This window comes from Euzebyales bacterium, assembly GCA_036374135.1.
Lineage (GTDB): Bacteria > Actinomycetota > Nitriliruptoria > Euzebyales > JAHELV01 > JAHELV01.
Genome location: DASUUK010000045.1, coordinates 89,875 through 101,108, shown reverse-complemented (window position 1 = coordinate 101,108; position 11,234 = coordinate 89,875). Strand labels below are relative to the sequence as shown.

Below are 11,234 nucleotides of genomic sequence, written 5' to 3'. Positions count from 1 at the left end.
CCCCCCCCCCCCACGCCCGGTCGTGGGTGTGGACCGCGCCTCAGTGGCGGGAGAGCGAGGCGCGGCGGACACCCAGGCCCGCACCGGCCAGCCCGATGGCGGCCAGCGCGGCGAACCACGGCAGCAGCGCGGCGCGCTGCTGTTCGGCGGCCTTGATGCCACCGGTACCTGATTCGACGCCATCGGGGTCGCCGTGCAGGCCGGAGATGGTCTGGACGAGCAGGTCGAGGGTGCCCTCCTCGGCACTGCCGATGGCGTAGATGATGGTGTTGACGCCCTCGGCCAGGTCGACGTCTGCCGGGCCGAGCACGGGGTCGGTGGTGCCGGCCAGCGCGACCGCCGCGGAGACGGTGCCGGCCGCGAGGTCGGCGACGCCCTCGTCACCGTTCTCCACACCGGTGAACACGGCCTCACCGTTGGCGAGGATGTCGACAGCCGGCGCGGCTGCCGTGTGGCGTACCGTCACGCGGGCCTCGCCTGCGTCCAAGGTGGACGTGTCATTGGCGAACACGCTGAGCGTCGGGCTGCCGCTGGCGTCGAGGTGCGCGACCAACGACACGTTGGCCCCGGCGGCCAGATCGGCCGACCCGGCGATCGCCGGATCCTCGGCCTGGGGGTCCGCATCCGCCGGGTAGATCTCGACGTCGTAGGTGCCGGCGGGAAGTTCCAGCGGATCGGTGACGGTGCCGGGGGCGAAGTCCTCCAGCGTCAGGTCCCCGTTGACGTACACGTCGACCGTCAGGCCGGGCACGCCGTGCACGACGGTCACCAGACCGACATGCCCATCGGCGGCAGCGGGCGCGGCCAGGATCATGAGGAGCACAATCGCGAGCAGGGCGGTCAGGCGTACACGCATCAAGAAACTCCTCAGAGTTGTCAGTGATCAGTTGCCGGGACATCCGGTGTAGGTGCCCGCCTCGGATGCACGGTCGGATGATTGTGGATGATGGCGCACGCAATGACGTACGAGCGCGCTCGTACCGTCGGACAGGTGTCCTGCAGATGTGAGTGGGACCGTGCGTGCATGCGCCCCGCGCCCGTGCGAGGGTTGACGCGTCGACTGCGGGGCACGCTGAACGCGTCGCTGCATCTGTGGTGGGCGTGCCCGCCGAGCGCGGCGGGGTGGAGGTGCGGTGTCTGACGGCTGGCGGATCCTGATCACTGGCATTTCTGGTGGGCTGGCGGGACGGCTGGCGCGGCGGCTGACCGCACACGACGGCGTCGATCTCGTCATCGGTGTCGACGCCCGGCTGCCCGCGCACGATCTCGCTGATGCGCGCGTGATCCGCGCGGACCTGTCGTCCCCGGTCCTGCCGACCGTGCTCGAACGCGAGCGCATCGACACCCTGGTGCATCTCTCGATCACTGCGGCACCGCCGGACACGGGCGGGCGTGACCGCAAGGAGCACAACGTCATCGGGACGATGCAGTTGCTCGCTGCGGCGCAGCGCGCGCCGCAGTTGCGCACGGTGATCGTGAAGTCGTCGACCGCCGTCTACGGCAGCGACCCCAGCAGCCGGTCGCTGTTCTCTGAGGAGACCGCCACCCACGCCGGCTCGGGGTATGCGCGCGATGTCGTCGAGGCCGAGGGGTACGCCCGCGCGTTCTCGCGCCGACGCGACGACGTGGTGCTCACCGTCCTGAGGTTCGCCAACCTGCTCGGCGCGGGCATCGACACACCGTTCAGCCGCTACCTTGCGCTGCCGGTCATCCCGACCGTGCTGGGCTACGACCCGCGGTTGCAGCTGTGCCACGTCGACGATGCGGTGGAGGTGCTCTACCAGGCGTGCCTCGACACACGTCCCGGCATCTTCAACGTCGCCGGCCCCGGCGTGCTGTACCTCTCCCAGGCGGCGCGCATCGCCGGACGGCCGCGCGTGCCGGTCCCGGTGCCGCTCGTTGAATCGGTCGCCGGTGTGTTCCGGCGCGCCGGGGTGGTCGCCGTGCCGACCGACCAGCTGCGGTTCCTGTCGTACGGCCGCGTCGCCGACATCACGCGCCTGCGTGAGACGTTCGGCTACTCGCCGCGCCACCGGGCACGGGAGACGCTGGAAGCCTTCCTGGCCGAGGAGGGCATCACGCCCTTGGTCGATCCTGGGCGGATCCGGTCGTGGGAGCTGTCGGCTGTGCGGGCGATCCGTCGGATCGCGGCAGACGGCGCGCCGGACGTGATGCACGCCTCGAGCGTCCCGAACGGTGGATTGGGTGGTCCTGATGAGCGGGCGTGAGGGCGACCTGGCGGACGTCATCGCGATCGACCGTTCCGTGCGTCGACGCTGCGAGCAGCCGTTGCCGGACGGTCGCCCTTGCCGCAACTGGGCGGGGCCCGGTGGTCGGTGCCGCATCCACGACCCGCAGGCCGGCCCTCCGGGTGACGCGGCCGACGATCCCGGTGCCGCGGGTGACGTCGAGCGGTTCGTCGTCGGACTGCTGCAGTTCCTACGGCGGCGGGTGACCGGCGACTACGACATCGACGTGTTCGGCTTCGACCGGGAGCTCACCGAGCAGGTCATCCTCCCGCTCGCCCGTCCCTTGTACCGCTCGTACTTCCGTGTGCGCACGACAGGGCTGGACAACGTTCCCGAGCACGGGGGTGCGCTGCTCGTCGCCAACCATGCCGGAGCCCTGCCGCTCGACGCGATCATGATCAAGATCGCCCTGCTGGACGACCACCCCGCGGGCCGCAACCTGCGTGAGCTGGCGGCCGATCTCGCCCTGCGCATGCCGATCGTCGGCGAGCTCGCGCGCAAGACCGGCAACACGCTGGCGCACGATGACGACGCCGTCCGCCTGCTGCGCAGCGGGGAGCTGGTGGGCGTCTGGCCGGAGGGCTTCAAGGGCATCGGCAAACCGTTCCGCGAGCGCTACAAGCTGGCGCGCTTCGGCCGCGGAGGCTATGTACGTGTGGCGTTGCGTGCCGGGGTGCCGATCATCCCGGTCGCAATCATCGGCTCCGAGGAGACGTATCCGATCCTCGGCAACGTCCGCTGGCTCGCGCGTCTGCTGAACCTGCCCTACTTCCCGATCACCGCGCAGTTCCCGTGGCTGGGCCCACTCGGCCTGCTGCCGCTGCCGTCGCGCTGGACGGTCGACTTCGGCGAGCCGATCCGGGTCACGGACCTGCCCGCGGACGCCGTCGAGGATCCGATGCTGATCCTCGAGTTGTCGGACCGGGTCCGCGACACGATCCAGCACATGCTGTACCGCAACCTGATGGGTCGGCGCTCGGTCTTCTTCTGAGGCGGGCGCGGCGGGGGGAAACGCAGCCGCCCGTACGCATGACGCAGGGCCGTAGGTGGGTAGGTGGACGGTCCGCGCCGACCGAGATCGTCGATGTCCACCGCGATCGTCCTGTTCACCCGTGACCTGCGGGTCCATGACACCACTGCGCTGGTCGCCACCAGCGCCGAGGCGGACCGCGTCGTTTCATCGTTCGTCTTCGACGACGCGGTCCACCGACCATGGGATCTCGACGACGACGTCCGCGTGGCTCGACCAAACCGGAACCCGTCGTCGACCACGTGGACGCGGTCGAGCGCCTCCGGGCAGCACGTGGGTTGGACCAGCCGCGCACACGATGATCACAGGAGCAAGGCGATGTCGGACACGCAACCGAGTACACGGCCCATCGAGGCGGCGTTCGCCGATGCGGCGCAGGCCGAGCGCGCCGCCGCACAGCTGCAGGAGCACGGCATCCCGCCGGACCGCATCGACGTCGAGCACGGCGCGACCGCCGCGCCCGGCCGCACCGCTGCGGAGGACGCCGAGACCGTCCGGCGGATGGCCGGCTCGTGGTGGGTCGGCGTGCTCGTCGGCGCCGTGGTCGGCGGCGTGATCGGCGCGATCATCGGCGCCGTGGTCGGTGGCGTCGGCAGCGGCGTGTTCTGGGGCCTGGCGTTCGGATGCGGTGGCGCCGGTGCGGGTGCGGGCGCGTTGTACGGCATGTTCACCGGGTTCGCCGGTCGGTCGCGACAGACGCGGGCGCTCGGCGACGAGCACCGCCCCGAGCTGGCCGACGCGGTGCGGTTGATCGTTGCGGCCGAGGCCGGTCAGATCGACACAGTGCGCCGCATCGTCCGGGACAAGGGCGGCGAGCTCACGTAGGTCGTCGGTGGGCGATCCCACGTGGTGCGCGCGGGGCGGCTCGGCTTAATGGGGAGACCTGTCAACGTATGGCGGGTGTTGTCTCCCCGGTTGCCCGGGCGCGGACGCTAGTGGGGAGACCTGTCAACGTGTGGCGGGTGTTGTTTCCCCGGTTGCCCGGGCGCGGACGCTAGTGGGGAGACCTGTCAACGTATGGCGGGTGATGTCTCCCCGGTGGACGGATGCGGCGGCAACTGCCGGGGTGGACGTCAGCGCGCGAGCAGCAGCTGGACCGCCATTGCCCCGACGATGACGATCAGCAGCACGGTGATGGTAATGGTGGTCGCGGGGCGCATGCTCACCTCTGCGGGGCGGGGCTGTGGGGTCGGCCGGCCCGCCGGTAGTCGTCGCCGGTCACGCCGATGCCCGTTTCGTCCAGCGCGAGCTCCTCGGCGATGCGTTGCGCGTCGGGGTCGGCTTCGTGATCCGCAGCGGGTAGCTCGCCACGCAGCCAGCGTTCGGCCTTGTGTCGCTCGCCGTCGAGGAAGCGCACGAGATCATCGCGGTCGTCGGCGTACGGTCGGATGTCCAGCTCGAGCGTGATCGTGCCCGTGTAGCCGCTCCTGCCGACGTGCGCAAGGAACCGGTCGATCGGCAGGACCCCGGTGTCGAGCGGGGCGTGGCTGTCCTTGCCGTTGCCCAGGTTGTTCGATACGTGTAGGTGGGCGACCCGGTCGGCGAGGACGTGCCAGGCGGCGAACAGGTCGACGCCGCTGACCGCGAAGTGGCTGGTGTCGAACACGACGTGCCGGTACGCGGCCATCTCGCCGGGTTCCACGACCGACGAGAACGGCACGCCCCACAGCGGGTACAGGTTCTCCATTGCGAATCGCAGGAGACGCGCATCGGCCTCGTCGGCGGCCTCCGACCGCGCCCACTCGGCGTGCGCCCGCTCCCAGCGCATGGGTGGGTGCGCCACCAGCGTGTGGGCGCCCACCTCGTCGGCCAGTTCGAGAGCCCGCCGGGACTTCTCGACGTAGTTGGCGCTGAAGACATTGCGCAGGAACAACATGTAGGGACCGTGCACAACCGGTACGGACAGGCCGGCCTCACGGGCGAAGTTGCAGATCTTGTCACTGTCGCGCGTCTCGGCGCTCTGCGAGAACAGCACCTCGACGGCCGAGTAGCCGGCGGCGGCGAACACGTCCATCGTCCAGCCAAGTGGGCTGAACATGAACGGTCCAGTGGCGCCGAGCACCTGCGGGGAGGTCGTCATGATCGGTGGCCCGCCGCTACGCTCGCCGGCGTCGCCTCGTGACCTGCTGCTGCGTTGCTCGCGGTCATGGTGCCAGGCTAGCGAGCGCGCCCGCGTCACCGTGCACCGTGGCGGACTCCATGGAAAGGCCGAGCACGTGACCGACCGACGCCCGAGGATCACCGTCTACACGAGGCAGGGCTGTCACCTGTGCGAGGACGCGATCGCGATCGTCAGGCGGGTGGCAGCGGGGCGGGGGGACATCGACCTCGTCGACATCGACGGCGACCCCGAACTGTTCGAGCGCTACACCGTCCGGGTGCCGGTCGTGGCGGTCGACGACGTCGAGATCGCCGAGTATCAGATCGCGCCGGAACAACTCGAGTGGGCGCTGCGCTGAGTGCGTGTCCGCGTGCCGACGACGTCAGGTTCGCGCGGGCGGGTTGGGAGGGTTCGAGGAGGAACGCAGCGTCCTTTGAGGGGGCGGGTCCGCGCGCCTACGCTGGGGGAGTCCAGCGCAGCGCGTCGGAGGCTGTCCGTGTCCGCTCGTCAGATCCCCGAGGCCAGCGTTTCCCGGCTGCCCGTGTACCTGCGGGCACTCGTCGACCTGGCCGAGCGGGGCGTGCACACGGTCTCGAGCGTCGCGCTCGCTGAGGCCGCGGGCATCAACTCGGCGAAGATCCGCAAGGATCTGTCCTACCTGGGTTCGTACGGCACCCGTGGCGTCGGCTACGACGTCGAGTACCTGATCCACCAGATCAGCCGCGAGCTGGGGCTCGAGCAGGACTGGGCGACCTGCATCGTCGGCATCGGCAACCTCGGCCACGCACTCGCGCGGTACGCCGGGTTCAGCGAGCGCGGCTTTCGTATCGCGGCGCTGTTCGACGCGGACGTCTCCAAGGTCGGCGAGCGGCTCGACGGCCTGACGATCACGCACATGGACGACATGGACCGCGTGATCAAGGAAGAGGAGATCACGATCGGCATCGTCGCCGTCCCGGCGCGCAACGCGCAGTACGTCGCCGACCGCCTGGTCGCTGCGGGCATCACCTCGATCCTCAACTTCGCCCCCACCGTGCTGGCGGTGCCCGACCACATCAGCCTGCGCAAGGTCGACCTGTCGATCGAGTTGCAGATCCTGTCGTTCTACGAGCAGCGCAAGGTCGCGCAGGAATCGGTGCTGCGGGGCACCACACGCCGCCGCCTCGAAGCGGCGGAGCGCGACGCGGAGATCTGACGTCCGGTCATGACGGATGACGACCCGCCCCCGGGCGGCATCCCGCTGCTGATCCATCCGTCCCGCCTGCGGGTCCTCTCCGTGGGCGGAGGTGATGTCGCCGCCGCCAAGCTGTTCGGGCTGCTCGATGGGGGCGCACACGTGCGCGTCGTCGCGCCGCAGGTCTGCCATCGGATCCACGACGCTGCGGAACGCGCGCTGCTGCAGTGGATCCCGCGGGAGTATGCGGCGGACGACATCGGTGACGCCCACCTCGTGATCGCCGCCACCGACGTCCCGGGTGCCAATGCCGCGGTGGCCGCCGATGCGGACGCCGCAGGACGGATGTGCATCCGCGTCGACGACGGTCGCGCCGGGACGGCGGCGATGATGGGTGCCGTGCATCGCGGGCCGCTTGTGCTCGGTGTCGCCACGACCGGGGCTGCGCCCGCACTGACCCGCCTGATCCGCAGCGAGCTGGCGGACGCTTACGGTCCTGAGCACGCCGAACTGGTCGCGCTGGCCGGCGAGCTCCGGAGTGACGAGCGGGTCGCGACCGCCCTGGCTGCGCTGGGCGTCGCGGACCGCCGCGCGCGTTGGCGCGCGTTGTACAGCCCGGATATCCTCGGCCACATCCGGGCCGGACGTCTCGATCAGGCAAAGGAAGCTGCGTTCGCGTGTCTGTTGTCGTCGTCGGACTGAACCACCGGCACGCCTCCGTTGACCAGCTCGAGCGGTTGGCGGTGTCCGCCGAGCAGGCGCCCAAGGCGCTGCGGTCACTCACCGAGCGACCGCACGTCGCCGGGGCCGTCGTGCTCTCGACGTGCAACCGCGTCGAGGTGTACGCGCTGGTCCACCGGTTCCACGGCGGCATCGCCGACCTACGCAACTTCCTGTGCGAGTGGGGCGGATTCGCCCCCGAGGACCTCGACGGACTGACGTACGAGTACCACGATGAGCGGGCGGCGTCGCACCTGTTCTCCGTCGCATGTGGGCTCGACTCGGTGGTCGTGGGCGAGCGTCAGGTGGCGCGTCAGGTGAAGCAGGCGCTGCTGACGGCGCGGTCCGAGCAGGCCTGCGGATCCCGCCTGGGGCTGGTCTTCGAGCGGGCGCTGCGGGTGGCGCGGCGTGTGCGCACCGGAACGCGGTTGTCCGAGACCGCGTCGTCGATGCTGGACGCGGGCATCGCCGCCGCGCGTGCGCACACCGGTCCACTGGCGCAGCGCACGGTGCTGCTGGTCGGGGCGGGCAAGATCGGCGCGATGGCCGCCCGTTCACTCGAGCCACCCGCGGTGCAGCGCCTGCTGGTCACCAACCGCACACCGGATCGCGCGGACCGGCTGGTCGAGCGCGGCGCGGTCGCCGTGCCGCTCGACGAGCTGTCCGACGCGCTCGGATCGTCCGATCTGGTCATCAGCTCGACCGCGTCGCGGTATCCGATCATCACCCGTGCCGTGCTCGACGACGTGATGCGCCGGCGGCCGGACCGTCCGCTGGTCATCGTCGATCTGGCGGTGCCCCGTGACGTCGCCGGCGACTGCCGCGACGTGCCGGGCGTGACCGTGCTCGATGTCGACGCCGTGTCGGCCGCCGTCACCGCAGACGACGCGACCCACGACACCGGCGAGGCCGGGAACGGTGGCGCCGCCGCCGAGGTCGACCGCGCGCGGGCGCTGGTGGCCGAGGAGGTCGCGGCGTTGACGGCCTGGCAGCGCGCCCGGCCGGTCGAGCCCACCGTCGCGGCGCTGCGGCGACGGGCCGAGGACGTCCGCGCGTCCGAGCTCGCGCGGCTGGCGTCCCGGCTGGGAACCCTGGACCAGCGACAGCGCGAGGCGGTCGAGCAGTTGACGCGCGGCATCGTCAGCACGCTGCTGCACGAACCCACGGTGCGGCTCAAGGCGGCGTCCGACGGCGACGACGCGGCCCACCAGGCGGAGGTCGTGCGCCACCTGTTCGATCTCGACGACGTCGTCGACGACGCCTGAGCGGCCCGGGCATGCTGCGCATCGCGACACGCCGTTCGGCGTTGGCGCGCGCCCAGGCGACACAGGTGGGCCTGGCGCTCGGCGGCGACTTCGAACTGGTGCCATTGGCGACCACTGGCGACCTGCACCCCGACCAGGCGGTGGAGGCCTTCGAGACCAAGGGACTGTTCGTCGACGCGATCCGCGCGGCGGTCGCCGACGGGACGTGTGATCTCGCCGTGCACTCCGCCAAGGACCTGCCGGGCGACCCCGTCGACGGGCTGAGCATCGGCGCCTATCCGCGCCGTGAGGACCCTCGCGACGTGCTCGTCACCGGCGACGGACATCTGCTGCGGTCGCTGCCATCGGTCGCGACCGTCGGGACGTCCAGCGCCCGCCGGAAGCTCCAGCTCCTGCGCGTGCGCCCCGATCTGCAGGTCCTGGCGATCCGCGGCAACGTCGACACACGGCTGCGCAAGGTGGTCGACGGCGAGCTGACCGCGGTGGTGGTCGCCCTCGCCGGCCTGCGGCGGCTGTACACGGATCCGTCGATCGGCGGGATCGGCCCGCTGGGCCTGCCACTGAAGGCGGTGACCCTCGAGCCGGGAGAGTGCCTGCCGGCACCTGCGCAGGGTGCGCTGGCCGTCGAGTGCCGCGCCGACGACGACGCGACGTTGGCCGCCCTCGCGACGATCGACGATCCGGCGACCCGGGCGGCGGTCGCCGCCGAGCGCGCGTTCCAGCGCACGCTCGGTGGCGGGTGCCTCACGCCGATCGGTGCGCTCGCCACGGTCTCGGGCGACACGATCGAGCTGGCGGGCATGCTCGCCGATCCCGTCCGCCGGCGGGTGGTGCGCCAAACGGCTTCGGGTCCCGTGGACGCCCCGACTGACGTGGCGCAGTCGCTCGCGGGACGGATCCTGCAGCTCGGCGGCGACGCGATGCTGCGCAACATCGACCAGCAGGTGCGGGCAGGCCATGTGGGATGAGGCGGCCGGCCTCGCCGGCCCGCCCGCCGAACCGGGCACCGTGCACCTGGTCGGCGGCGGCCCCGGCGACCCCGCACTGCTGAGCCTGCGCGCGGCGCACCTGCTGTCTACCGCGACCGTCGTCGCCTATGACCGGTTGGCGCCGGCCGAGGCGCTCGCGCTGTGCAGCACTGACGCGCGACTGGTCTTCGTGGGCAAGTCGCCGGATCGCCACGCGCTGTCGCAGGACGAGATCAACGCCCTGCTCGTGCGGGAGGCGGCCACCGGCGAAGCGGTGGTCCGCTTCAAGGGCGGCGATCCGTTCGTGTTCGGCCGCGGCTCCGAGGAGGCACAGGCGTGCCGTGCCGCCGACGTCCCGTACGAGGTCGTGCCCGGGGTCACGTCCGCGATCGCAGGGCCCGCGTATGCCGGCATCCCGGTGACGCACCGCGGCCTGGCCCCGGCGTTCGCCGTCGTCACCGGGCACGAGGACCCGACCAAGGACGCCACGCAGGTCGACTACGACGCACTGGCGGCGTTCCCCGGCACGTTGGTGCTGCTGATGGGCGTGGGCCGGATCGGTGCGATCGCGTCGGCGCTGCAGGCGGCGGGCCGCGCGGCGCGCACACCGGTCGCCGTCGTGCAGTGGGCGTCGACGCCCCGTCAGCGGACCGTCGTGGCGTCGTTGGAGACCGTCGCGGAGCGCATCGCCGAGGCCGGGGTGTCGTCGCCGGCGGTGATCGTGGTCGGCGACGTGGCGGCGCTGCATCATCAACTTGCGTGGTTCGAGGGCTCCGGGGTCGACTCGGTCACCGACCGGCGACCGCTGCACGGACGTCGCGTGCTCGTGCCGCGCACCCGTCAGCAGGCGAGCCAGCTGTCCGCCCGGCTGCGCGCGCTCGGTGGCGAACCCGTGGAGGCACCGACGATCGCGATCGAGCCGACGCGTGCACCCGAGGCGCTGGCGCAGAGGGTCGCCGAGGTCGCCGACGGCGCCTACGACTGGATCGCCTTGACCAGCGTCAACGGCGTGGCCGCGCTCTGGGATCAGATCATCGCGCTCGATGCGGACGCGCGCCTGCTGTCCCGTGTGCGCCTCGCGGCCGTCGGATCGGGCACCGCCGCCGCTCTGGCCCGGCACGGCCTGGTAGCCGATCTGGTGCCCGAGCGCTACACGACGCGCGGGCTCGCCGACGCGTTGATCGCCGCGGACGACCCCTCACGGGTGCTGCTGCCCCGCGCCGACATCGCCACGCCGACCCTGGCGCAGGCACTGCTCGAGGCCGACTGGGACGTCGTCGAGGTCGAGGCGTACCGCACCCGGCGGGTCGACGGCCTCGATGCGGACGCGCACGACGCGCTGCGTGCCGGGGCGATCGATGTGGTTGCGTTCGCGTCGTCGTCAACGGTGCGCAACCTCGTCGACCTGCTGGACGGTCCGTTGCACGACTCCGTCCGGGTCGCGTCGATCGGGCCGGTCACCTCCGAGACCTGCCGTCAGCTCGGTCTCCGCGTGGACGCCGAGGCGACGCCGCACGACATCGACGGACTGGTCGACGCCGTCGTTGCGGCCGCCCGCGAACCGGTCAGGTCGTAGCCAGGCGGCGGCGGGCAGGAGAACCAGGGCGGGGGAGAGGAAGGCGCAGCGACTGACGGAGTGGCCTGAGCCGCACCGATCGGCGTCCAGGACTGTCGTACACGTGTCGTAGGTTGCCGGCATGGGCATCTGCACACCACATCCGTCGCCC

11 protein-coding genes are annotated in these 11,234 nt (G+C 71.5%); 9 read left to right on the top strand and 2 right to left on the bottom strand.

The features are described 5' to 3' along the window. Positions 1-40: 40 nt before the first annotated feature. On the bottom strand, positions 41-856 hold the full coding sequence (locus VFZ70_08210; GenBank protein ID HEX6255782.1) for a DUF4397 domain-containing protein: 816 nt from the start codon (positions 854-856) through the stop codon (positions 41-43). Positions 857-1,133: 277 nt separating this feature from the next. Here VFZ70_08210 and VFZ70_08205 point away from each other — a divergent pair, with 277 nt between their 5' ends. The 3 genes from VFZ70_08205 (at position 1,134) to VFZ70_08195 (ending at position 4,104) form a co-directional block, all read left to right on the top strand. Next, a complete protein-coding gene (locus tag VFZ70_08205; protein HEX6255781.1) occupies positions 1,134-2,228 on the top strand; it encodes an NAD-dependent epimerase/dehydratase family protein in 1,095 nt (364 codons plus the stop codon). Further along, entirely contained in the window at positions 2,215-3,240 is a 1,026-nt protein-coding gene (locus VFZ70_08200; protein HEX6255780.1) for a lysophospholipid acyltransferase family protein, read from the top strand. Before VFZ70_08205 ends, VFZ70_08200 begins: the two co-directional genes overlap by 14 nt. 93 nt (positions 3,241-3,333) lie before the next feature. Beyond that, positions 3,334-4,104, top strand: coding sequence for a hypothetical protein (locus VFZ70_08195; protein HEX6255779.1), 771 nt, complete (start codon positions 3,334-3,336; stop codon positions 4,102-4,104). 337 nt (positions 4,105-4,441) lie between these two features. On the opposite strand, the gene VFZ70_08190 is transcribed toward VFZ70_08195, so the two are convergent. Further along, on the bottom strand, positions 4,442-5,359 hold the full coding sequence (locus tag VFZ70_08190) for a sugar phosphate isomerase/epimerase family protein (GenBank protein HEX6255778.1): 918 nt from the start codon (positions 5,357-5,359) through the stop codon (positions 4,442-4,444). Between the two features lie 136 nt (positions 5,360-5,495). Between VFZ70_08190 and VFZ70_08185 the strand changes: the two genes are divergently transcribed. Genes VFZ70_08185 through cobA form a run of 6 tightly spaced genes read left to right on the top strand, consistent with a single transcriptional unit; the run spans position 5,496 to position 11,083 of the window. Further along, entirely contained in the window at positions 5,496-5,738 is a 243-nt protein-coding gene (locus VFZ70_08185) for a glutaredoxin family protein (protein ID HEX6255777.1), read from the top strand. Further along, positions 5,739-6,575: a redox-sensing transcriptional repressor Rex gene (locus VFZ70_08180; GenBank protein HEX6255776.1), complete on the top strand. Its 837-nt coding sequence runs from the start codon at positions 5,739-5,741 to the stop codon at positions 6,573-6,575. It abuts the gene before it with no gap. A gap of 9 nt (positions 6,576-6,584) precedes the next feature. Beyond that, positions 6,585-7,256: a bifunctional precorrin-2 dehydrogenase/sirohydrochlorin ferrochelatase gene (locus VFZ70_08175; protein HEX6255775.1), complete on the top strand. Its 672-nt coding sequence runs from the start codon at positions 6,585-6,587 to the stop codon at positions 7,254-7,256. Next, positions 7,232-8,539 (top strand): glutamyl-tRNA reductase, encoded by a 1,308-nt coding sequence (gene hemA, locus VFZ70_08170; protein HEX6255774.1) that lies wholly within the window; start codon positions 7,232-7,234, stop codon positions 8,537-8,539. The genes VFZ70_08175 and hemA overlap by 25 nt, the downstream gene beginning before the upstream one ends. 11 nt (positions 8,540-8,550) lie before the next feature. Beyond that, positions 8,551-9,507, top strand: a complete 957-nt coding sequence (gene hemC, locus VFZ70_08165) for a hydroxymethylbilane synthase (GenBank protein HEX6255773.1) — start codon at positions 8,551-8,553, stop codon at positions 9,505-9,507. Next, positions 9,497-11,083, top strand: coding sequence for a uroporphyrinogen-III C-methyltransferase (cobA, locus tag VFZ70_08160; protein HEX6255772.1), 1,587 nt, complete (start codon positions 9,497-9,499; stop codon positions 11,081-11,083). Before hemC ends, cobA begins: the two co-directional genes overlap by 11 nt. The last annotated feature ends 151 nt before the right edge of the window (positions 11,084-11,234 follow it).

Bases quoted from the DNA above. Each gene is read 5' to 3' on its own strand.
- VFZ70_08210 (HEX6255782.1), bottom strand. From the start codon at position 856: ATGCGTGTACGCCTGACCGCCCTGCTCGCGATTGTGCTCCTCATGATC.
- VFZ70_08200 (HEX6255780.1), top strand. From the start codon at position 2,215: ATGAGCGGGCGTGAGGGCGACCTGGCGGACGTCATCGCGATCGACCGT.
- VFZ70_08195 (HEX6255779.1), top strand. From the start codon at position 3,334: ATGTCCACCGCGATCGTCCTGTTCACCCGTGACCTGCGGGTCCATGAC.
- VFZ70_08190 (HEX6255778.1), bottom strand. From the start codon at position 5,359: ATGACGACCTCCCCGCAGGTGCTCGGCGCCACTGGACCGTTCATGTTC.
- VFZ70_08175 (HEX6255775.1), top strand. From the start codon at position 6,585: ATGACGGATGACGACCCGCCCCCGGGCGGCATCCCGCTGCTGATCCAT.
- hemC (HEX6255773.1), top strand. From the start codon at position 8,551: ATGCTGCGCATCGCGACACGCCGTTCGGCGTTGGCGCGCGCCCAGGCG.
- cobA (HEX6255772.1), top strand. From the start codon at position 9,497: ATGTGGGATGAGGCGGCCGGCCTCGCCGGCCCGCCCGCCGAACCGGGC.